15 protein-coding genes are annotated in these 23,206 nt (G+C 38.2%); 7 read left to right on the top strand and 8 right to left on the bottom strand.

The window, feature by feature from the left end; translation table 11 throughout:
• Positions 1-103: 103 nt before the first annotated feature.
• Genes P1K33_RS07305 through P1K33_RS07295 form a run of 3 tightly spaced genes read right to left on the bottom strand, consistent with a single transcriptional unit; the run spans position 104 to position 2,915 of the window.
• Positions 104-1,897 (bottom strand): sensor histidine kinase, encoded by a 1,794-nt coding sequence (locus tag P1K33_RS07305; protein ID WP_284652260.1) that lies wholly within the window; start codon positions 1,895-1,897, stop codon positions 104-106.
• Positions 1,898-1,907: 10 nt separating this feature from the next.
• Positions 1,908-2,354 (bottom strand): response regulator, encoded by a 447-nt coding sequence (locus tag P1K33_RS07300; RefSeq protein WP_284652259.1) that lies wholly within the window; start codon positions 2,352-2,354, stop codon positions 1,908-1,910.
• Between the two features lie 3 nt (positions 2,355-2,357).
• Positions 2,358-2,915, bottom strand: coding sequence for a helix-turn-helix domain-containing protein (locus tag P1K33_RS07295; RefSeq protein ID WP_284652258.1), 558 nt, complete (start codon positions 2,913-2,915; stop codon positions 2,358-2,360).
• 259 nt (positions 2,916-3,174) lie between these two features.
• Here P1K33_RS07295 and pyrF point away from each other — a divergent pair, with 259 nt between their 5' ends.
• The gene (gene pyrF / locus P1K33_RS07290) at positions 3,175-3,999 is read left to right on the top strand and encodes an orotidine-5'-phosphate decarboxylase (protein WP_284652257.1); all 825 of its coding nucleotides are present in this window, start codon (positions 3,175-3,177) and stop codon (positions 3,997-3,999) included.
• Here pyrF and P1K33_RS07285 read toward each other — a convergent pair.
• Complete coding sequence (locus P1K33_RS07285) at positions 3,989-5,572, bottom strand: family 16 glycosylhydrolase (protein ID WP_284652256.1); 1,584 nt, start codon at positions 5,570-5,572, stop codon at positions 3,989-3,991. The two genes, pyrF and P1K33_RS07285, sit on opposite strands and share 11 nt — an antisense overlap.
• Before the next feature lie 175 nt (positions 5,573-5,747).
• Here P1K33_RS07285 and P1K33_RS07280 point away from each other — a divergent pair, with 175 nt between their 5' ends.
• A complete protein-coding gene (locus tag P1K33_RS07280; protein ID WP_284652255.1) occupies positions 5,748-6,560 on the top strand; it encodes an ABC transporter substrate-binding protein in 813 nt (270 codons plus the stop codon).
• 168 nt (positions 6,561-6,728) lie between these two features.
• Here the strand turns inward: P1K33_RS07280 and P1K33_RS07275 are convergent, their stop codons facing one another.
• Positions 6,729-7,439 carry a DUF4197 domain-containing protein gene (locus tag P1K33_RS07275; RefSeq protein WP_284652304.1) on the bottom strand — a complete coding sequence of 237 codons (711 nt, stop codon included), beginning with the start codon at positions 7,437-7,439 and terminating at the stop codon, positions 6,729-6,731.
• A gap of 192 nt (positions 7,440-7,631) precedes the next feature.
• Here P1K33_RS07275 and P1K33_RS07270 point away from each other — a divergent pair, with 192 nt between their 5' ends.
• The gene (locus tag P1K33_RS07270; RefSeq protein ID WP_284652254.1) at positions 7,632-11,057 is read left to right on the top strand and encodes a methylmalonyl-CoA mutase family protein; all 3,426 of its coding nucleotides are present in this window, start codon (positions 7,632-7,634) and stop codon (positions 11,055-11,057) included.
• 45 nt (positions 11,058-11,102) lie between these two features.
• On the opposite strand, the gene P1K33_RS07265 is transcribed toward P1K33_RS07270, so the two are convergent.
• Positions 11,103-11,249: a hypothetical protein gene (locus tag P1K33_RS07265; RefSeq protein WP_284652253.1), complete on the bottom strand. Its 147-nt coding sequence runs from the start codon at positions 11,247-11,249 to the stop codon at positions 11,103-11,105.
• 167 nt (positions 11,250-11,416) lie between these two features.
• On the opposite strand from P1K33_RS07265, the gene P1K33_RS07260 reads away from it, so the two are divergent.
• Together P1K33_RS07260 and P1K33_RS07255 are read left to right on the top strand one after the other, a co-directional pair.
• Positions 11,417-11,923, top strand: a complete 507-nt coding sequence (locus P1K33_RS07260) for a hypothetical protein (protein WP_284652252.1) — start codon at positions 11,417-11,419, stop codon at positions 11,921-11,923.
• Positions 11,924-12,314: 391 nt separating this feature from the next.
• Positions 12,315-16,445, top strand: coding sequence for a T9SS type A sorting domain-containing protein (locus tag P1K33_RS07255; protein WP_284652251.1), 4,131 nt, complete (start codon positions 12,315-12,317; stop codon positions 16,443-16,445).
• Between the two features lie 112 nt (positions 16,446-16,557).
• On the opposite strand, the gene capB is transcribed toward P1K33_RS07255, so the two are convergent.
• Together capB and P1K33_RS07245 are read right to left on the bottom strand one after the other, a co-directional pair.
• The gene (gene capB, locus P1K33_RS07250; RefSeq protein ID WP_284652250.1) at positions 16,558-17,817 is read right to left on the bottom strand and encodes a cysteate-C-fatty acyltransferase; all 1,260 of its coding nucleotides are present in this window, start codon (positions 17,815-17,817) and stop codon (positions 16,558-16,560) included.
• Between the two features lie 109 nt (positions 17,818-17,926).
• A complete protein-coding gene (locus P1K33_RS07245; protein ID WP_284652249.1) occupies positions 17,927-20,314 on the bottom strand; it encodes a hybrid sensor histidine kinase/response regulator in 2,388 nt (795 codons plus the stop codon).
• Positions 20,315-20,550: 236 nt separating this feature from the next.
• On the opposite strand from P1K33_RS07245, the gene P1K33_RS07240 reads away from it, so the two are divergent.
• Positions 20,551-21,120, top strand: coding sequence for a non-canonical purine NTP diphosphatase (locus P1K33_RS07240; RefSeq protein ID WP_284652248.1), 570 nt, complete (start codon positions 20,551-20,553; stop codon positions 21,118-21,120).
• A 144-nt stretch (positions 21,121-21,264) separates the two neighbouring features.
• Complete coding sequence (locus P1K33_RS07235) at positions 21,265-23,193, top strand: DEAD/DEAH box helicase (RefSeq protein ID WP_284652247.1); 1,929 nt, start codon at positions 21,265-21,267, stop codon at positions 23,191-23,193.
• The last annotated feature ends 13 nt before the right edge of the window (positions 23,194-23,206 follow it).

Raw genomic sequence — 23,206 nt, 5'->3', positions numbered from 1 at the left:
TTTGCGTTACAACAATTTTTTTAATTGTTATAGAATTTCCATTATGGGCATAAAAAAATCCTATGTAAAACATAGGATTTCATTTTTTTACCAACAAATCTTTTTAGCAGTCTTCCGAAAGATAAATGGTGAAGATTGAGCCTTTATTGGGCTTGCCTTCTGCAAAAATGTAGCCTTTGTGATTTTCGACTATTTTCTTGCAAATGGCTAAGCCAATTCCGGTTCCGGCATATTCTGTTTTATTGTGCAATCGGTTGAACAACACAAATATTTTTTCGGCATATTCCTGTTCAAAGCCAATTCCATTATCTTCAAAGGTGATTTTATAGAATTTATTCTTGGTGTTCTTTGGTATCATTTCCTCTTCAAAAGCCGTTACTCTTTCGGCCGTAATTTTGATTTTTGGTGCCACACCTTCTTTGCTGTACTTTAATGAATTTCCAATCAGGTTGATAAACAACTGCTGAATCTGAAATGGAATTACTTTCATTTTTGGCAGGGCATTATTTTTTATTTCGGCTTTTTTCTCTTCGATAACTTCCGCTAAATCAGATTTGGCGTTCTCCAATAAGTCATTGAGTTCCACTTTTTCAAAAACCTTCTCGGTTTTATTGGCTCTCGAATACTGAAGCAGATCGTCTATCAGGATTCTCATTCGCTCTGCTGAAGAATGTATACGGGCGATGAATTCTTTTCCGTTGTTAGAAAGGGTATCCGATTCTTTTTCGGAAAGCCTTGAAATGAAAGTCTGGATTTTGCGCAATGGTTCCTGCAAATCATGGCTCGCTACATAGTTAAAAGCCAACAGCTCTTTGTTGCTGGCTTCCAGTTCCAGGTTTTGTTGTTCTAGTGACAATGAGGCCAAAACTTCTTCGGTTACATCACTGGTCGTTCCAATTAAAATATCAGTTCCCGATTTGTTGGTTACAATTCTGCCTGTCGTTCTGAAATAACGCAGCTTTTTGTCTTTTCTGATGACTCTGTACGTAAACGTCGGAAGGTTTTCTTTTTCTAATCTTTCAGAGTTGATGGCTTCAAAATGGGTTTTGTCTTCGGGATGTACATGTTTCAGAAAATCATCCTGTCCATGCTTAAACGATTGGGGTTCGCGACCGAGTAATCGGTAAATATTATCCGAGAAAGCATATTCATTGGTGTGAATATTCATTTGCCAGCTTCCAAAATTACCCACAATTTCTGCGAGATTGTTGGTCTCATTGAGCACCGTCAAACGGTTATTTGCGACTTGCATTTTTTCTAAATCGCGATTGATCCGGATATAGGAAATGGAAATCAAGACCAGCGTTATCAATAGTGTTATATAGATAAAGATTGGCGTGACCTTTATGGTGTCTTTATAATTTAATTCTCTTGCGATTAAGGTTTTTTTCTCCAAAAGAATCATCTTGTCCATCTGGCTCCGCACGCTATCCATTGTTTCTTTGCCAACGAGCATTTGGTGCCTTAGTTCTTTATCATTCAATCCTTTGTATAGTGATCTGTGTAAAGTCTTTGAAAGGTAATTTTGCCTTTTGCTGATATAAAACTGTAATTTCCTGAAATTGGTTTCCTGTCCGGGAACATTTTTGGTATAGCGTTCCACCAGTGCAAACGAACGATTGATTTTCTCTTTGGAATTAATATACGGAACCAAAAAAGTAGAGTCTTTGGTAATCATAAAACCACGCTGACCGGTTTCGGAATCTTTCAAATAGGAGAATAAACGCTCCAATTCCAAATTGACATCATAGGAATGATTGATCCATTTGGAGGATTCGTTGAGTGCATTAAGGTGTTTGAAAGTAACCGCAGAGATGAAGAATATGGCAAAAATGGAAACTACAAAAACGCTTTTGAGAAAAATGGGTGATTTATAAAACGTATTAGTCAGCTTCATGGCATTTATGTTAGATTCTTAATAAAAAATTATCCTTGTTTAACCCTGAGGTATGGTACTGCCAATTGATGGTAACCACATCTGACAATACTTTTTTCAGCGTTGCAAAATCGCTTGGCTTTTTGATGTAAATATTGGCACCTCTGATAAAGGTTTCTTCAATATGTTCTTCAGATGAGGAAGTTGAAAAGATAGCGATGGCAATATCACTGAATCGTTCGTCACTCTTAATCTCATCAAGGCATTCGATACCGTTTTTTCGTGGCATGTTCAAATCAAGAAACAACACATTCGGCAAAATGGCATCAGGCTTATTCAAATAATTCATCAATTCAACGCCATCGTTAAATGTATTGACTTTAGTATTGATTTTTAATTCATCAAAGGCATCTGTAAAAAACAATCTGTCGTCTTCGTCATCATCAGCCAGAATGATATGTATATATTCCTTATCCATAAATTATTTTTTGTTAGCTATCTCTCTTCTTTTAGATATTATTCTTTGGAATGCCGACGGTGTAATTCCTGTGACATTCTTAAATTGAGTACTCAAATGCGCTACGCTGGAGTAGTTGAGTTTAAAAGCAATTTCTGTTAAACTCAGCTGACCGCTTACGATAAGTTGTTTGGCATATTCTATTTTTTGCAAAATGATGTAATTCTCAATTGAGGTATACGTTACATCAGAAAACAAATTAGATAAATAGCCATAACTGTGACTCAATTTTTCTGCAAGATAAACAGAGCTTTTGACATTTACTAATTCCGGACTGTGAATCATTTCTATTATGGTGTCTTTCATTTTCTGAACCAAAATAGTTTTCTGGTTTTCAATGATATCGATGCCATATTCTTTGAGTTCCTCGGTGAATGCAGTAAAATCTTCGGTATCAACCTTCCCCAAAAATTCAACCTCACCAAAACCGAGCACTCGGTGTTGTATATTATATTTTAAAAGTTTTTCTTCCAGGACTTTCCTGCAAACGGCATTAAAGTCAAATTTGATAAAGATTTTCATAAAAGTGGGTTCAGATGATAATTGTCCATAAATGTAACAAAAATATTTGGCATCAAAAAAGCCGTAAATTAATACGGCTTTTTTTTCTCTCTAACCCCAACTTTTATTATCAGCTATAATAAAATAAGGCATTACTTATTATTAGCTTTACAAAGATATTTTAGTTACCAAAAAAGCCCGTTACATAATTTCAAGCTAATGTTATAAAATTATCACATTTTGTTTTGCAATTTGTAACTTTGCGCCACAACTACAAAAAATGACAACACAGCAACTCGTTCAGCAAATTAGCCAAAAGAAATCCTTTCTATGTATTGGTTTGGATGTCGATTTAACCAAGATTCCTCAGCATTTATTAGCCTCAGAAGATCCTATTTTCGAATTCAACAAAGCGATTATTGATGCCACACATGATTTATGTGTTTCCTATAAACCCAATATGGCTTTCTATGAAGCTTATGGATTGAAAGGTTGGGTATCACTCCAAAAAACCATCAATTACCTCAACGAAAACCATCCGGAAATCTTCACTATCGCAGATGCAAAACGCGGTGACATTGGAAATACCTCAACGATGTATGCCAAAGCTTTTTTGGAAGATTTCAATTTTGACAGTGTAACCGTTGCACCTTATATGGGTAAAGATTCGGTCGAACCGTTTTTGGCTTTTGAGAATAAACACGCCATTATGCTGGCTCTGACATCCAATGATGGTGCTTTTGATTTTCAGACGAAAAATGTTGACGGTTCAGCATTATACAAAACAGTTATCAAAGCTTCCAAAACCTGGAAAAACAGCCATAACCTGATGTATGTTGTGGGCGCAACCAAAGCGGAATATTTTGCCGAAATTCGAAAAATTGTTCCAAACAGTTTCTTTCTGGTTCCCGGTGTTGGTGCACAGGGCGGAAGTCTTTCAGAAGTTTGTCAATACGGAATGAATGAGGATGTTGGCTTGTTGATCAACTCTTCACGTGGGATTATTTATGCTTCCAACGGTACAGATTTTGCCCAAAAGGCGAGGGAAGAAGCCCTAAAATTGCAACAGGAAATGGAAACGATTTTATCGATTGCTAATTCTTAAGGATTTTATAGGTTTTCGTGCCGGTTTCCGTTTCAATCTTTACAATATAAATGCCTTTGGCGTAAGCCGAAAAATCAACGGTGCTTTGATTTTCGTTGACCATAAAAGACTGTAATTCCTGACCCAAAAGCGAGTATATTTTTCCATGCATTTCTGAATTGATATTTTCAATAGTCAGTTCGTTCTCCACCGGATTTGGGAATAAAACAGGTTCGCTTAATGCAATTGGTTCTGCGTTTGACAACGTACTTTCCTGATAAACCCTTACATAATCAACCTGGAATGTACCTTGGTTAAAAGATGCTGGAATATTGCCTTCAATGGCAAAATTCAACAATATATATTGCGGTGCATTAAAAGGCCAGGTCGATGCGTTTTTTACCGCGGGGTTGTAAACATAATGAATTACGTCGTCTACCGTAAAGATCATTCTTTCTGAATTCCAGTCTAAAGCATAAATATGGAATTGGCTTGAGGCTGTCGGTATGGTTTGCCCGCCAAGATTTACCGTATTGCCGAAACTGGAAGGCGTATGCATCGCACTTTGAACAAAGTTCTGGTTGTTTCCCCAATGTTCCATTACATCTATTTCACCGCAAGCCGGCCAATTGACGGTTCCGTTTGTAGCCGACCAATAAGCACCGGGTTCAATAACGTTTTTGCCTAAGGTCCATATCGCAGGCCAGGTTCCGGCACCCGAAGGCAATTTGGCACGAACTTCCATTCGGCCATAAGTAAAAGCAAATTTAGAATTCAATCGGGCAGAAGTATATTGTTTGGTTACGCCCTGATCGGTATAGGTTTCTTTTCTGGCCACGATATTCAAAAAGCCACCGCTGACATTAGAATTGATCTGGCGATTGGTATAATGTTGTATTTCGCCGTTGTACCAACTGTCACCATTTGGCAATTGGGTTTGATGGTGCCATTTAAGTGAATTTACAGCGCCGGGTACATCAAACTCATCCGACCAGACTAAATTGTTGAATACCGGATTTACCGAACCGGCATGATAAAAATCATCGATATAGGCTAAAACCTGATCTGTATTGCCTTCACCATTGATTTGAATTACAACACGGTTAAAGTCATATCGGTTTATCGGATTTCCGGAATTGGGGTTGTAATTAAGATAAGGATTAGTGGCAAAATCAAAGGTTATTGTTTGCCATTGGTTCAACAAAAGCGGTTTGATGATTTCACATTGGCTTGTCCAGGGTTCGGCTAAATCACCGTTTTGAAGCTTAAGCGAAATCTGATTGGGTTGCGTTCCTGTAATGCTGTTGGAAGGAATATATATTTTAAAGGAAAACGAACTATTGGGCGTTAAATCAAAATTGTAACTGGAGTCAAAACGAACATTGGCATAGGCATCTCCGGTATCGGCATATCTTAAAACATTAGCCGAAGTATTAGTACCACTTTGAAACGGATTGGCAAATGGATGTTCGATGGCACAATCGTCACCAAACCAGGTAGCGATATTTCCGTTTCCTTCAAAATTATCCTGAATGACTTGCGCCTGAAGTGTAAAGAAGATAAGCAGACAGACTATGACAAGGAAATTACGCATCAGGATTGATTTAAAGATTATTGGCAAACATAACCTATTAAAATGATTGAAAGATGTTGTTGTACCTATATAAAAACTATACCAAAGCGAATTAAACTAGAGTAATTGACTTTGCAAAGCGCTGTGAAATTGCCAAAAAAGAAATAAGTTTGCAGACCAATAATTATGTAACAACGTGGCCAAAACATTCACAGACCAACTCGGTACAACACACACTTTTGAAACTACGCCCAAAAGAATAGTTTCGCTTGTGCCATCCCAAACCGAATTGCTGTATGATTTGGATTTGGAAGAAAGCATCGTTGGGATTACTAAATTTTGTGTGCATCCATTTCATTTTAAATCGACCAAAAAGATTATCGGCGGTACCAAAAAAGTGAATTTGGAGAAGATACTTGAGCTACAACCGGATATTATCATTGCCAATAAAGAAGAGAATACGCTCGAAATCGTAGCGGAATTATCCAAAATTTGTCCCGTTTGGGTAACCAATATCATTACGCTGGATGACAATCAGAAAATGATAGAAGATTTTGGTGCACTCTTTAATAAAAGAACCGAAGCACAGAAATGGATTGACAAAATCAATTTTGCCTGCACCGATTTCCAACATTTCATTAAAGACAAACCAGTCAGTAAGGTGGCTTATTTTATTTGGGCCAATCCTTATATGGTAGCCGGCGGCGATACTTTTATCAATGAATTATTAAAGCTCAATAAATTCGAAAATATTTACAATAATCATCCGAAGTATGAAGGAAGATATCCTGAAGTGATTATCCAGAAAATGCGAATTCAAGGTGATCCCGATTTGGTTCTATTGTCTTCAGAGCCATTTCCGTTTAAAGACGAACATGCTTTTGAATTAGGTCGCTTTACCCATCATGCCAAGACTGTTTTTGTGGATGGAGAGATGTTTTCCTGGTATGGCAGCCGATTGGTAAAAGCCTTTGCTTATTTCAAAAAACTGCACGAAAAAATAGCTTAAAAAAAAATGCCGATGTCTTCCCAGACACCGGCGATTTTTTAACTAACCTAACCAATATAATAAAAAACCAATTTATTACTCTGCAAAGATAAGGCTCGTTTTAGAGTTCTTATGTTAAGGTTATGTTATACTTATGTTATTGATTTCTAAAATTTTAGAAACGCCTTGCTACTTCTTGTCTTGCAAGGCAAAAACTTTTTGCAGTAGGTTTGACGTTCTCGATTTGATATCAGTTCTGATGTTTTTTTCTTCCACCGCAATCATCTTGTAAACACCTTCCAACGCTTTGTTGGTTGTATAATCGGTCAAGTCAGGATTTACTTTTTTAACCAAAGGAATAGCGTTGTACTTGGTAATTATATTGCTCCAAACCTTATCGGCACCAACTTTGGCAAATGAATTTTTGATTACCGGATTGAATTTGGCATACAATGGAGTGGTGGTTGTATTTTGTAAATAAGTCGTAGCCGAACGTTCATCACCCATCAAAATGTTTTTGGCATCAGTAAAACTCATCTGCATTACAGCATCTATAAATATCGGAGTAGCTTCTTTTGTGGCATCTTCGGCAGCGCGATTCAGCATTTTGATTCCGTCATCAGCTAATGAACTCAAGCCAATTTTTCTCAAAGCTTTGTCAACTTTCTGCAATTCTTCCGGCATCAGGATTTTAACGGCTTCGTTTTTATAGAAACCATCCATGGCTGTTAATTTTGATACTTGTTTGGAAATTCCATTGTTGAGCGCTTCTTTGAGTCCGCCGGCAATGTCGAGTTGACCATTGGAGTTTATATCCGGAAATTGATTGGCAACTTGTTGTAGTTCAGCACAGCTTAGTAAGCTATAAGAAATTAAAAGGGCAAGGATTGTTTTACTCATGTTTTTTAAATTGTTTTTTCCGAATTCGTGAATCTTCGATTTCATAAAAGATATTTGAATGTCAAAGTTAGAAATAGATTATTTGGCAACTGTTAATATTTGTCTAAACTTGACAAAAATTATGCCATCGATTTACAGTGTAATTTTTATTAATTGCGTAAATTGCGGCACTTAAATTATCATATTCTCAAAATGGAACCACAAATCCCGTATATTCCAAAAAATAAAGTCAGAATTGTAACTGCAGCTTCTCTTTTTGACGGTCACGATGCCGCGATAAACATCATGCGCCGCATCATCCAGGCGACTGGTGTTGAAGTTATTCACCTTGGTCACGACCGTAGTGTAGAAGAAGTTGTGAACACAGCCATACAAGAAGATGCCAATGCCATTGCGATGACATCTTACCAAGGTGGTCACAATGAGTATTTCAAATACATGCACGATTTATTAAAGGAAAAAGGCGCCGGTCATATCAAAATATTTGGCGGCGGCGGCGGTGTAATTTTGCCTTCTGAGATTTCTGAATTGCATGAATATGGCATTACCCGTATTTATTCTCCGGATGACGGACGTGCTTTGGGATTACAGGGAATGATCAATGATTTGGTAAAACAGTCTGATTTTCCTGTGGGTGATGTATTGAATGGAGAAATCAACCATTTAGAAGAAAAGAACCCAACGGCGATTGCCCGCGTGATTTCTTCGGCAGAGAATTTCCCTGATGTAGCCAAAGAAACTTTGGACACCATTCATAAGAAAAATGAATCAACACAAATTCCCGTTTTGGGAATTACCGGTACCGGTGGTGCGGGTAAATCATCTTTAGTGGATGAATTGGTCCGTAGATTCTTAATCGATTTCCCTGAAAAAACCATCGGATTGATTTCGGTTGATCCGTCAAAAAGAAAAACAGGCGGCGCTTTGTTGGGAGACAGAATCCGTATGAATGCTATTAACAATCCTAGAGTTTATATGCGTTCGTTGGCTACTCGTCAATCGAATTTGGCTCTTTCTAAATATGTAGCTGAAGCCATTCAGGTGTTGAAAGCGGCTAAATACGATATTATTATTCTTGAAACTTCAGGAATTGGTCAAAGTGATACCGAGATTTTAGAACATTCAGATGTTTCCTTATATGTAATGACACCGGAATTTGGTGCCGCAACCCAATTGGAAAAAATCGACATGCTTGACTTTGCGGATTTGGTAGCGATTAATAAATTCGATAAACGTGGTGCATTGGATGCGATTCGCGATGTGAAAAAGCAATACCAACGCAATCACAATCTTTGGGATACCAATCCTGATGAAATGCCGGTTATCGGAACCATTGCATCACAATTCAATGATCCGGGGATGAATACGCTCTACAAAAAAATCATGGATAAGATTGTAGAAAAAACCGGAGCTGATTTAAAATCCACTTTCGAAATCACTCGTGAAATGAGTGAGAAGATATTTGTCATTCCACCACACAGAACGCGTTATTTATCTGAAATTGCCGAGAACAACCGCAAATATGACGAAACTGTTTTAACGCAGGTTGAAGTCGCTCAGAAGTTATATGGTATTTATAAAACCATTGAAAGCGTTGCTAAAAAACAGGCTGATATTGATAAAGCTGGTGTTGATGTTAATAGTTTGAATTTCAATGAAGATAACAAAGACTTCCTAAACTTATTGGTTAAGGAATTTGATAGAGTAAAAATGAACCTTGATCCATTCAATTGGGAAATCATTCTGACCTGGAATGACAAGGTAAACAAATATAAAAACCCTGTCTATAGCTTTAAAGTACGTGACAAGGAAATTAAGATTGATACCCACACTGAGAGTTTGTCCCACAGCCAAATTCCAAAAGTAGCGTTGCCCAAATACCAAGCTTGGGGCGATATTTTAAAATGGAATTTACAAGAGAATGTTCCTGGAGAATTCCCGTTTGCTTCCGGTTTGTATCCATTCAAACGTGAGGGTGAAGATCCAACGCGTATGTTTGCCGGAGAAGGCGGACCGGAAAGAACCAACCGTCGTTTCCATTATGTTTCTCTCGGAATGCCTGCGAAACGTTTGTCGACAGCTTTTGACTCGGTAACCTTATACGGAAACGACCCTGATTTACGTCCGGATATTTATGGAAAAATCGGAAATGCCGGAGTTTCTATTTGTTGTTTGGATGATGCCAAAAAATTATATTCCGGTTTCGATTTGAGTCACGCGATGACTTCGGTTTCGATGACAATTAACGGTCCGGCACCGATGTTGCTTGGATTCTTTATGAACGCGGCTATCGACCAAAACTGTGAAAAATACATCATTGAAAACAATCTTCAGGTGGAAATCGAAGAGAAAATCAATGAAATTTATAAGGCTAAAAAAGTAGCGCGTCCGAGATACAATGGTGAATTGCCTAAAGGAAATAATGGTTTAGGTTTAATGCTTTTAGGTGTAACCGGAGATCAGGTATTGCCAAAAGAAATCTATGACGAAATCAAAATCAAAACGCTTACTCAGGTTCGCGGAACGGTTCAGGCGGATATCTTAAAAGAAGACCAAGCGCAGAATACCTGTATTTTCTCTACAGAATTCGCCTTGCGATTGATGGGTGACGTTCAGGAATATTTTATCCAAAAGAATGTGCGTAATTTCTATTCGGTTTCGATTTCGGGTTATCACATTGCGGAAGCAGGAGCGAACCCAATTACGCAATTGGCGTTCACGTTGGCGAATGGTTTCACTTATGTGGAATATTATTTAAGCCGTGGCATGAACATTAATGATTTTGGACCAAACTTATCATTCTTCTTCTCTAACGGAATTGACCCTGAATATGCGGTTATCGGAAGAGTAGCGCGTAAAATTTGGGCGAAAGCCATGAAACAAAAATACAACGCCAACGAAAGAGCACAGATGTTGAAATACCACATCCAGACCTCAGGTCGTTCGTTACACGCACAGGAAATTGACTTCAATGATATTCGTACGACTTTACAAGCATTGTATGCGATTTATGACAACTGTAATTCATTGCACACCAATGCGTATGACGAAGCTATTACCACGCCAACCGAGGAATCAGTGCGCAGAGCGATGGCAATCCAGTTGATTATAAATAAGGAATTGGGCTTGGCCAAAAATGAAAATCCAATCCAGGGTTCGTTCATCATTGAAGAACTAACCGATTTAGTAGAAGAAGCAGTATTACAGGAATTTGACAGAATCACTGAACGTGGCGGAGTACTTGGCGCGATGGAAACGATGTACCAAAGAAGTAAAATTCAGGAAGAAAGTTTGTATTACGAAACCTTGAAACATACAGGAGAATTCCCAATCATCGGGGTGAACACTTTCCTGAGTTCAAAAGGATCACCAACGGTTGTACCAATGGAAGTAATCCGTGCGACAGAAGAAGAAAAACAATTCCAAATCAAAACATTGGAAACACTTCACCAGGCCAACACCGGATTGGAAGAAGAACATTTGAATATGTTGCAGGAAGCTGCTATTAGTAATAAAAATCTGTTTGAAAGACTGATGGAAGCGACGAAGTATTGTTCGTTAGGACAAATTACTTCAGCTTTGTTTGAAGTGGGCGGCCAGTATAGAAGGAATATGTAATGAAGACTTAGAATATAGATAAAAACCTCACAGTGATGTGAGGTTTTATTTTTCGTCTTTATTCTCATTAAACTTTTTTACTATCGCTTTTAGCTGTTCTGCACGAGCTGCTTTCTTTGCTTTTTCCTTATCTTGCGCTTTGTGAAGTTTGTCATTGTGCGCTTTGATGTTTTTTGGATTGTTTCTTCCCATATTTGATTTAAGTGGAGGATGCCCACTGGACATTCAGTTTTACAAGTGGCGGCAAGGCTTCACAAAGATAAATATATTTTGCTATTGTAAATTTTTGTTAAAAAGAAAAGTTTGGCATCAATATTGAATAAAGCCAAATATCATTAATCATTTTAAAACTATATACTATGAAAAAGATTACCCTTATTGTAGCTTTTATCGGGATGATAACGTTGCAAAGCTGTACAGTGAACGACAATGATGGAGATGCTATCGATAATGATACCATTGGTGAAGTATTTGAATACACAAATGTGAATTTTTTACCAAATGACTACAGTGTAGTGTTGGAATATCCGCATGCGATTTTCAACTCTGACATGGTTTTAGTGTATCGTCTGTCAGGTTCATTCCAAGGTGAAGATATTTGGAAACCATTACCTGAAACCTATTTTTTCGGTGATGGTACTTTAGATTTGAGATATGATTTTGACTTCACCCGATTTGATGCCCAAGTTTATATGGAAGGCTTTGATTTGGCCGGTGTAAGTTCAAGTTACCGATTAAACCAAGTTTTCAGAGTGGTAGTGATACCAGCTTATTTTGGAAAAGACGCAAAAGTAAACTTCAATGATTACAATGCCGTGGTAAAAGCCTTCAATATTGACGAAAGCAAGATTATCAAAGTGCAGTAAATCAGAAATTGCATAAGAATAGTAAAGCGGACCAAAAGTCCGCTTTTTTTTATGGATGTTATTGCTACAAAGCACTGTTCAGAAGGTCTTTTTGGTAGTGGGGATATTAGGATAAATTCGATTATAAAATGTGCAAATAATTGGATTACAGATAAATCTTATTTATTGTAAAATTGTAAAAATACTTGTTAAAGAAATGTATTTAATCGGATAAATTAATCTTTTTATAGATAATTTGATTAAATTTTAACGAGTGTTTATGAAATGCAGTAACTTTACACTCCTTTTTTTTAGAAGCCGATATAAATTATCTTTAAGTAGAAAATTCATTCCTCAGGTTTATCAAATTTTAATTTGCTCATGATGTGGTATAACTCTAACACCCTACATTATGAAAAAAATTATGCATTCGAAAGTCATGGACTTTCACGGTTGCAGGGACACCGTTCCTGAGAATGAAGTAGGAGACAGTAATAATGTCTTAAATAGATTGAGTAGTCTTGGCAAAAGTGTCAATAGTTTTATTTTGCTGTTGGGACTTTTTTTATTTTCTAATGCTTCGATAGCTCAAACTATTACGGTTGATGGTAATCCCGAAGATTGGGATGCTGAAAACTTCGCTTTCTTTAGCGTAAAAAGTTATGTACTTGATGCCTTCGGAACGGGTCAGGTTGATAACCAGTTTACCAGTTCCAAAGATTTTTTCTTTGCTGATGGAACGACAAATGAACATTTGACTTGGGTTATAGGGCAAACCAAGGCCAAAAATGACATTGCCAATGCCGCCGCTGTTCTGGATGATAATGGCGTATTGTATTTTGCCGGTGACAGAACATCCAACAATGGAGATGCCCAAATTGGTTTTTGGTTTTTCCTAAATGGAACATCACCAAGGGTCTTACAGACGTCACCGGATGGAGGAGATTTTGCTCCCGCACATGCAGTAGGTGATATCCTTATTCTTGCTGATTTTACTAACGGAGGATCATTAGCCACAGTGCAAATTTTTCAATGGGTTGGTACAGGCGGAAATGTTCCCAATACAAATGGTCGTTTGAATACCACTAGTCTCAGCGGAACCGTAGCGATAAATAACGCTTCAGCTTATCCTATACCTGACGGTTGGACTTTCTTAAATCCAACCTATGATACCAATGAATTTTATGAAGGACAAGTTGATTTGTCGAGTTTAAACTTAACCAACACATGTTTTTCCAGTTTCTTATTAGAAGCCAGAGCTTCACAATCAGTAACCGCTTCATTGGATGACTTTGCCGGAGGAAACTTTAATGTTCAGCCTGAAGTTACCATCAATGATGTTACAGTTTGTAGTGGAGGACAGGCCACATTTACCGCTGTTGTTAATGGAGGTATTGAACCAATAACTTATTCATTCAACGGTGGGCCATTTACAGCCAACAATGTCTTTACAATAGATCCGGCGACTTCAAGTACCACGGTTACGGTTATCGCTCAAGGTGCCGGTCCTAATTTCTGTGAATCTGAACCAGCCACAGGAAATCTGACTGTAATTGATGCTCCGGATGCCAATGCCGGTCCTGATAAGGAACTGACTTGTACTACAACCTCAATTGCATTGAGTGGTTCTTCCTCGATGGTAGGAGCTACTTTTTCTTGGGTTGCGAGTAACGGAGGAAATATCGTTTCAGGAGCCGATACAGCTACACCAACAGTAGATGCAGCAGGTACTTATACCTTGACAGTTACAAGTCCGGTAGGGAATTGTACTGCAACTGATTTTGCTGTTGTGACCTTAAACAATACGCCACCAAATGCCAATGCTGGAGCTGATAAAGAATTGACTTGTACTACAACTTCAATTGCATTAAGCGGATCATCTTCTACACCTGGTGCCACTTTTGCCTGGGTAGCGAGTAACGGTGGAAATATCGTTTCAGGAGCCAATACAGCAACACCTACAGTAAATGCTGCAGGAACTTATACTTTGACTGTTACTAATCCGGCTAATGGTTGTACTGCTACTGATGTGGCTTTAGTAACTTTAAACAATACACCACCAAATGTAAATGCTGGAGCCGATAAAGTACTGACTTGTACTACAACCTCAATTGCATTAAGCGGTTCATCTTCTACACCTGGCGCAACCTTTGCCTGGGTAGCGAGTAACGGAGGTAATATTGTTTCAGGCGCCAATACAGCAACACCTACAGTAAATGCCGCAGGCACATACACTTTAACGGTAACCAATCCGGCTAATGGTTGTACTGCAACCGATGTTGCTTTGGTTACTTTAAATGGCACACCACCAAATGTAAATGCTGGAGCCGATAAAGTACTGACTTGTACAACGACTTCAATTGCATTAAGCGGATCATCCTCTACACCTGGCGCAACCTTTGCCTGGGTAGCGAGTAACGGAGGAAATATTGTTTCAGGCGCCAATACGGCTACGCCAACGGTAAATGCTGCAGGAACATATACTTTAACGGTGACTAATCCGGCTAATGGTTGTACTGCTACCGATGTGGCTTTAGTAACTTTAAACAATACACCACCAAATGTAAATGCTGGAGCTGATAAAGAATTGACTTGTACTACTACTTCTATTGCTTTAAGCGGATCATCTTCTACACCAGGTGCTACTTTTGCCTGGGTAGCGAGTAACGGAGGTAATATTGTTTCAGGAGCCAATACGGCTACGCCAACGGTAAATGCTGCAGGAACATATACTTTAACGGTGACTAATCCGGCTAATGGTTGTACAGCAACTGATGTGGCTTTAGTAACTTTAAACAATACACCACCAAATGTAAATGCTGGAGCTGATAAAGAATTGACTTGTACTACTACTTCAATTGCATTAAGCGGTTCATCTTCTACACCTGGCGCAACCTTTGCCTGGGTAGCGAGTAACGGAGGAAATATCGTTTCAGGAGCCAATACAGCAACACCTACAGTAAATGCTGCAGGAACTTATACTTTAACGGTGACTAATCCGGCTAATGGTTGTACTGCTACTGATGTGGCTTTAGTAACTTTGAATAATACGCCACCAAATGTAAATGCTGGTCCTGATAAAGAATTGACTTGTGTTGTTAGCTCAATAGCCTTGAGCGGTTCTTCTTCTACACCGGGAGCGACATTTGCCTGGGTAGCGAGTAATGGAGGTCATATCGTTTCAGGCGCCAATACAGCAACACCAACCGTAGATGCAATAGGAACTTATACTTTGACTGTTACTAATCCGGCTAATGGATGTACCGCCTCTGATTTTGCGGTAGTAACCTTAAATAATACACCACCAAACGCTTCAGCAGGTGATGATGCCTCCATTCCTTGTGGTGGTTCCTCAACTTCTTTAAGCGGTTCGTCTTCTACACTTGGAGCAACATTTGCCTGGGTAGCAAGTAACGGGGGTAATATTATTTCAGGCGCTGACACAGCAACACCAACAGTGACTGCAGGAACTTATACAGTGACTGTTACAAATCCTGCCAATGGATGTACAGCATCAGATTCCGCAGACGTAACCATTCAAAACTGTAGAACATTCTGTACTTATACCCAAGGGTATTATGGTAATAAAGGAGGTATTGCTTGTACTCCTGACGGACAATCGACCACCTATAATTTGATACTAAACAGCCTGCTTAATATGCCGGGTGAATACATGTATATTGGTAGAGGAACCGGCGCAGCTGATCCGGGAGGCTCATTTACTGCTACTCCCGCTGATGTAAATAAAATTATAGAAATTATGCCGGGCAACGGTCCTGCAGCTTCTATAACAGGTGATTACACACCTTATACAGTACAACCGCTTCAAAACGGTAAAATCAGAAATGTATTGTTAGGACAAACTATTGCATTGGCATTAAATCTTTATATGCCGGCAGATTTGTCTGAATCAGTAGGAAACTTTAGTCTTGAAGGCAGTGGCGGAATGTATCTTGTAACTGCAGCCAGAGCTACTGATTCATCATGTGAAGATCCGGTTCAGGCAGATTGTTTATTGCAACCAAACGCTATACAAAGTTCTCAGCTTCCAATTCCAGCGAATGTAATTGCAGCATTACCTGCACAACCAAAAGTTTGGGATTTATTCCAATTGGCTAAAAATGCCTTAGGTGGTTTATTGCCTCCTGGAGTAACTCATTCTAACATTAATGATGCAGTAGCAGCAATCAATGTAGGATTTGATAAATGTAGATTCTTTGTAGAATTCTCTCCAACAACTCAGGCTTGTCCTCCGCTGATTATTGCTAAAGCAGGTTTGACAGAAGTTGTAGATGTAGATATTTACCCAGTTCCTTTCAAAGACAATCTGACAATGACTTACAGATTTGAAAGCAATGTACCGGTAACTATTGAGGTTTATGATATCAGAGGTGTTTTATTGTCAACACAAACAGATACTGATGTTCGTGCCAATAAAGAAATTACAATTCCAGTGAACTTCACCAAACAACAAGCACAAATGTACTTTGTTAAAATATCATCTGACAAAGGAACAATCATTAAAAAAGTGATTTCAGAGTAATATCTGATTGCACTTTATAAAGAGAGTGTTAAGTGTTTTTTTAATTAATTTTAAAAAGAGAAAAACCATCCTGAAAGGGATGGTTTTTTAATTTTATATCAATTGGCTTTACCTAAGATACATCTACTGTAGTAGCATCTGCAATCTTTTTGTAAGTTCCGTTTACTAATTTTTCGCGGATAGCATCAAAAGCAGTTAAGGTTTCTTCAATATCGGCTAAAGTGTGTGAAGCGGTTGGAATCATTCTCAACAAGATAATCCCTTTTGGAATTACAGGATAAACCACGATAGACAAGAAGATACCATAGTTTTCTCTTAAGTCATTCACCATGACCATTGCTTCCGGAATAGAACCTTCCAAATAAACCGGAGTCACACACGTATTGGTATCACCAATGTTAAATCCGTGGGCTTTTAATCCGTTTTGTAGTGCGTTTACGTTTTCCCAAAGTTTGTCTTTCAATCCCGGATTGTCTCTCAACAACTGTAATCTTTTCAAAGCGCCAACGGTTTGAATCATTGGTAAAGCTTTGGCAAACATTTGCGAACGCAAATTGTATTTTAAATAATCAATAATGTCTTTATCAGCTGCAAGGAATGCTCCGATACTCGCCATTGATTTGGCAAAAGTAGAGAAATACACATCAATTCCATCCTGACAACCTTGTTCTTCTCCGGCTCCGGCACCTGTTTTACCAAGTGTTCCAAAACCGTGAGCGTCATCAACCAATAAACGGAAATTGTATTTCTTTTTCATTTCTACAATCTCTTTCAGTTTTCCTTGTTGGCCACGCATTCCGAAAACACCTTCCGTAATGAAAAGAATTCCACCACCGGTTTCCTGCGCCATTTTGGTCGCACGTTGAAGATTTTTCTCCATGCTTTCCAAGTCATTGTGCTTGTAGGTAAAACGTTTACCCATGTGCAAACGTACACCGTCAATGATACAGGCGTGAGCATCAACATCATAAACAATGATATCATTTTTAGTAACCAATGCATCAATACATGACATAATTCCCTGGTAACCGAAGTTTAATAAGTAAGCTGATTCCTTTTGTACAAAAGCCGCCAATTCATTCTCCAGTTGTTCGTGAACATCAGTGTGGCCACTCATCATACGGGCGCCCATTGGGTAAGCTGCACCATATTGAGCTGCTGCATCAGTATCTGCCTGACGCACTTCAGGATGATTGGCTAAACCTAAATAATCATTGATTGACCAGTTTAATATTTCTTTGCCGTGGAATTGCATTCTTGGGCCTAATTCACCTTCCAGTTTTGGAAATACATAGTAACCTTCGGCTTGAGAAGCCCATTTTCCTAACGGTCCTTTATTGTTTTGTATTCTTTCGAATAAATCTTTTACCATAATCACTTTGTGTTTTAGTCGTGGCAAAAGTAATTATAAATTTAGTTTACTCCTAATCATTACAATTAGAAATTATAAACCGCAAAATGTTGAAAAATGCAGAATGGATTTAGCTTACCAATAATTTAATGATTTCAAAAAGAGTGTCTTTGTCCACAGGTTTTGATAGGTATTTGTTCATTCCAATTTCAATTACTCTTGTTTTGGTGCTTTCCATGACATCAGCGGTCAAAGCAATAATCGGAATGGTTTTCTTGTCTTCACCGGCTTCACCGTTCCGGATGGCGATTGTAGCTTCATAACCATCCATAATTGGCATTTGCAAATCCATGAGAATGATGTCGTAATTTTTTTCGATTAGCTTTTGTACGCCTTCTTGTCCGTTATTGGCAAATTCAACTGTAGTATTCAACCATTTTTTGGTAATCATTTTAATCACCATCTGGTTCATCGCATTGTCTTCAACCACTAGAATAGATTTACCTTTCAAGTCATATTCAAATGATGAGGCGTTATCAACAGTTGTTTGCTTGGCCATTTCGACCATTTCATAACTCAATTGTATTTCGCAAACAGTTCCTAAATCGGGTGTGCTTTCCATTTTGATTTTGCCTTTGTGCAAATCCACTAAGTGTTTTACGATATAAAGACCAAGGCCAAGACCGCCAAATTTCCTTTTGTTATTGATGCCTTCCTGTGAAAACGAATCATAGATGCTGTTGATTTTTTCCTTTGAAATCCCAACTCCGGTGTCACTGATGGTAAAGGTGATTTGCACTTTGTTGTCTTTCCCTTTTTTGGCTTCTAATTTGAATTTGACAAATCCTTCATGGGTAAATTTAAGTGCATTGCTCAAAACATTGTGTAAAATCTGATTCAACCTTACTGAATCACCTTTGACCATTTCGGGTAAATCGTCACCTTTTTGAAATGTGAAATCGAGTCCTTTGTCACTGGCTTCACGAGCAAAATTGTTAGCAATATGTTCAGCGGTTTTGACGATATCAAAATCAGCAAGTTCCAGTTTGATTTCATTTTTTTCAATTTTGGAAAAATCTAAAATGTCGTTCACAGAACTCAGCAGGCTATAGGTTGAATATTTGATAATTTGGCTTCCATCCTGAATTTGCTTGTCATTACTGTCCTTAGCCATAGATTTAGCTGTATTTAGAATAGCATTTAAAGGGGTTCGCAATTCATGACTGATATTGGATAAGAAATAGGACTTCAGTTCGTTCATTTCTTCTGAACGTTGTAAGGCTAAATTTTGCAATTCTTCCCGTTCGTTTTTGAGATTCCGGATTAAGTTGGCCATCGAAAGCGACAGGAAGATGACTTCCATTCCGGTTCCTAGTTTAGAACTGTTTTCTGTTAAAAAGGTAAGCGGCAATATGCTGAAGTTTTTCAGGATAAAAACCACAAAACCCGAGATAAGGAAGAAGATACCGGTTGCAAAAAAGCGATCAATTTTTTTGGTACGGATAAAAATTATGCTTTGGGTGGCGATGATCAATAGCAATAAAACCAATCCCAAACCATTGGCAATAGGATAGGAGTATTGGAGTGCTTTTGGAATAATGAATAAGGAAATAAATAAAAGCAAATCCAATCCATACATAACGTAAAAAGCATTGTTTATAAATCGATTATACTCTTTTACTTTCAGGTATACCTGAGCATAACGCCCTAAGAAGAAATTGGCAAAACAGGCAAAAATAATTACGGCATGCAATGAAAACCAGCCCGATTGAGGTGTTACAAATTTGTAGAAATAGCCATCAATTGAAAACTGTAATAATCCAATAAAGACAACATACATGCTGTAAAATAAGAATGTTTTGTCGCGCATTGCAAAGAAAAAGAAAAGGTATAAAATGGCTGCGATAATCAGGATGCCATAGAAAAACCCAAAAATAAACTGCTCAAACGAACTTTGTTCCAATATGCTTTCGGTGGTATGCAATACCATCGGCATGGAAAGCTGTTCCCCGTCGCTTTTGACGTGTAAATAAAATTGCTGTGATTCATTTGGCGCCAGATTAATCTTGAAAATAGTCTTCCGGAGCTTAAAACTTCTTTCAGAATATGGGATTGCATCTCCGCTAATGTATTTTATAATCGACGCATTGTCTTTTATAACATACAATTCCGCTAAATCAGTGATGGGCCTGGCGGTTTCAAAAAAGTAATTTAGCTCTTCATTTGTTGTGTTCTTTAACTGAAAGCGCACCCAAATATTATGATTGGTAAACCCAAAGTCCATATTTTCCTTTTCCATAGGCGAAAATTGGAACCCTTTGATATTCCGGATTTGATTTAAAGTCACATCAACCTTACCAACATCAACATATTCAGCTTTGCTGTGTATTGATATGGTTTGTTCAGTTTTGTCTTTCTTTAAATGGAATTGGGCTGAGGTATTTTGAAAAGAGAATAGAAAAATGCCGACAAGGCATAACCATTTTTTACTACTCTTAATAGTAATTGCTTTTTTCATATCGGGGTTAGTGGTATTTTGAGTTACTTACGAATATAGAGCCGTATGAGATTCAACAATTCTTAAAACTTAAAAAAATAGGCCAAATCAGTGCTTATGAGTAGTAATTTATAGCATTTATGCCATTGAAAACTATTTTTTTAGCGAAGTTTACTACACTCGTTAATCTTATGTTCTGCGAATATTGATAGAAATATTATTCTCATCTTTGCATTTATTAAACAAATGCGCTTCAAATGGAATTAGTTTTTGCCTCCAACAACCAAAATAAAATTAAAGAAATCCAGCTTTTGCTGCCTGCGTCTATTCGAATCCTGAGCCTGGAAGACATCGGTTGTTTTGAAGATATTCCCGAAACTGCTGACGCCATTGAAGGCAATGCGATTTTAAAGGCCAATCATGTTACAGAAAAATTTGGCTACAATTGTTTTGCAGATGATTCTGGTTTGGAAGTCGATGCATTGAACGGTGAACCCGGGGTTTATTCTGCCCGTTATGCCGGAAAACAACGAAATGACAATGACAATATGGATAAACTGTTGGCTAATCTTGATGGTGAAACCAATAGAAAAGCCAATTTCAAAACAGTAATCTGCCTGAATTTAAACGGAAACCAGCACCTTTTCACCGGAATCATTAATGGGAAAATCATTGAAGAAAAAATCGGAACAAACGGTTTTGGATATGATCCGGTTTTTGTAGCCGATGGTTATGATAAAACCTTTGCGGAGTTGACCATAGCTGAAAAATCTGCTATCAGTCATCGCGGACTGGCAGTCAAACAATTAGTTAATTTTTTGACATAATTTTTAAGGTAAAAACCATCTGGCTGACAGATATCATATCTTGTTTTATTGTTGCGAATATGTAACTTATTAATTATCAATAACTAACAAATTAGTTTATATGGTATATAAAGATTACCTTTGCACCAAATTTTAAAACTTTATATGAATAAATTTGAACAATTAGGTCTGAATGAATCGTTACTGCTGGCGATCAAAGATCTAGGATTTGAGAATCCGTCAGAAGTACAAGAAAAAGCGATTCCAGTACTATTGGAGCAAAACACAGACTTGGTTGCGTTAGCGCAAACAGGAACAGGGAAAACCGCCGCTTTTGGTTTCCCGCTTATTCAAAAAATTGATGCCGAAGACAGAAGTACGCAAGCGTTAATTTTATCACCAACGCGTGAGCTATGCTTACAAATCACCAACGAGATTAAACAATACTCAAAATATGTAAAGGGTTTACATACAGTGGCAGTTTATGGTGGTGCAAGCATTACGGAGCAAGCCAGAGAAGTAAAACGTGGAGCACAGATTATTGTGGCCACACCCGGTAGAATGCAAGACATGATCAATCGTGGTCTTGTAAACATTAAAAACATCAATTTCTGTATTCTTGATGAAGCAGATGAGATGCTAAACATGGGGTTTTATGAAGATATCGTTTCGATATTGTCAGATACTCCAGATGAAAAAAACACTTGGTTGTTTTCAGCGACGATGCCTGCTGAGGTAGCAAGAATTGCTAAAAAATTCATGCACGATCCGGCAGAAGTAACCGTTGGAACCAAAAACTCAGGTTCAGCTACAGTATCACACGAATTTTATTGTGTGAATGCCCGTGACCGTTACGAAGCTTTGAAAAGATTAGCTGATGCTAATCCGGATATCTTCTCGGTAGTTTTTTGTAGAACCAAAAGAGATACCCAAGCGGTGGCTGAAAAGCTAATCGAAGATGGATACAATGCCGCAGCTTTGCACGGAGATTTATCTCAGGCGCAACGTGATGGTGTAATGAAATCTTTCCGTGGCCGTCAAATTCAGATGCTTGTGGCAACAGACGTTGCGGCTCGTGGAATTGACGTTGATAACATCACTCACGTGGTAAACTATCAGTTGCCGGATGAAATTGAAACTTACAATCACCGTTCTGGCCGTACAGGTCGTGCCGGTAAATTGGGAACTTCAATCGTAATCATTACTAAAAGTGAATTGCGTAAAATTTCGTCTATCGAAAGAATCATCCAACAAAAATTCCAGGAGAAAACGATTCCAAGCGGAATTGAAATCTGTGAAATCCAATTGTTGCACTTAGCCAATAAAATCAAGGATACCGAAGTAGATCACGAGATAGACAACTATCTTCCTGCTATTAACGAAGTGCTTGACGGTTTATCAAAAGAGGAATTAATCAAGAAAATGGTATCGGTTGAATTCAACAGATTTATTGCTTACTACAAAAAGAAACGCGATTTATCAGGTGAAAAAGGCGAAAGAAGCGAAAGAGGTTCTGAACCAAGAGAAATCAGAGCCGGAGATCCTGTTCGTTATTTCGTAAACATTGGTGCGCGTGACGATTTCGATTGGATGCAGTTGAAAGATTTCTTAAAGGAAACTTTAGACTTAGGTCGTGATGACGTATTCAAAGTAGATGTAAAAGAAGGTTTCTCTTTCTTTAACACTGATGGAGAACATACTGATAAAGTAATGTCTATTCTTAACGGATTTGACCTTAACGGAAGAAGAATCAACGTTGAAATTTCTAAAAATGAAGGTGGAAGCCGCGACAGACGCGACCATAACGGAAGAAGTGGTGGCGGAGAAAGAAGAAGCTCAGGCGGATTTGGAGGCAGAAGTTCTGCTCCAAGAAGTGGCGGCGGAAGCTTTGGTCCAAGAAGCGACAGAGGCGAAAGAAGCTCAGCTCCAAGACGTGAAGGTGGTTTCAGAAGCGACAGAAATGATGCTTCAAGAAGAGAACCAGGTTCATTCCAAAGAGAAGAAAGAGCGCCAAGACGTTCTGAAGGCAATAGCGACAGACCGGCAGGTCGTTCTTTTGAAGCTGCTAAAAACAGAAGACCAAGAAAAAGCTAAAGCTTCAAAAAAA

The organism is Flavobacterium terrisoli, from assembly GCF_030167905.1.
GTDB lineage: Bacteria > Bacteroidota > Bacteroidia > Flavobacteriales > Flavobacteriaceae > Flavobacterium > Flavobacterium terrisoli.
Note: the sequence above shows the minus strand (reverse complement) of the source record. Positions and strands in the feature narration are given on the sequence as shown.

What these genes read in the sequence shown, in the direction of transcription:
- P1K33_RS07305 (WP_284652260.1), bottom strand. Translation starts at nt 1,897, where the DNA reads ATGAAGCTGACTAATACGTTTTATAAATCACCCATTTTTCTCAAAAGC.
- P1K33_RS07300 (WP_284652259.1), bottom strand. Translation starts at nt 2,354, where the DNA reads ATGGATAAGGAATATATACATATCATTCTGGCTGATGATGACGAAGAC.
- P1K33_RS07295 (WP_284652258.1), bottom strand. Translation starts at nt 2,915, where the DNA reads ATGAAAATCTTTATCAAATTTGACTTTAATGCCGTTTGCAGGAAAGTC.
- pyrF (WP_284652257.1), top strand. Translation starts at nt 3,175, where the DNA reads ATGACAACACAGCAACTCGTTCAGCAAATTAGCCAAAAGAAATCCTTT.
- P1K33_RS07285 (WP_284652256.1), bottom strand. Translation starts at nt 5,572, where the DNA reads ATGCGTAATTTCCTTGTCATAGTCTGTCTGCTTATCTTCTTTACACTT.
- P1K33_RS07275 (WP_284652304.1), bottom strand. Translation starts at nt 7,439, where the DNA reads ATGAGTAAAACAATCCTTGCCCTTTTAATTTCTTATAGCTTACTAAGC.
- P1K33_RS07270 (WP_284652254.1), top strand. Translation starts at nt 7,632, where the DNA reads ATGGAACCACAAATCCCGTATATTCCAAAAAATAAAGTCAGAATTGTA.
- P1K33_RS07265 (WP_284652253.1), bottom strand. Translation starts at nt 11,249, where the DNA reads ATGGGAAGAAACAATCCAAAAAACATCAAAGCGCACAATGACAAACTT.
- P1K33_RS07260 (WP_284652252.1), top strand. Translation starts at nt 11,417, where the DNA reads ATGAAAAAGATTACCCTTATTGTAGCTTTTATCGGGATGATAACGTTG.
- P1K33_RS07255 (WP_284652251.1), top strand. Translation starts at nt 12,315, where the DNA reads ATGAAAAAAATTATGCATTCGAAAGTCATGGACTTTCACGGTTGCAGG.
- capB (WP_284652250.1), bottom strand. Translation starts at nt 17,817, where the DNA reads ATGGTAAAAGATTTATTCGAAAGAATACAAAACAATAAAGGACCGTTA.
- P1K33_RS07245 (WP_284652249.1), bottom strand. Translation starts at nt 20,314, where the DNA reads ATGAAAAAAGCAATTACTATTAAGAGTAGTAAAAAATGGTTATGCCTT.
- P1K33_RS07240 (WP_284652248.1), top strand. Translation starts at nt 20,551, where the DNA reads ATGGAATTAGTTTTTGCCTCCAACAACCAAAATAAAATTAAAGAAATC.
- P1K33_RS07235 (WP_284652247.1), top strand. Translation starts at nt 21,265, where the DNA reads ATGAATAAATTTGAACAATTAGGTCTGAATGAATCGTTACTGCTGGCG.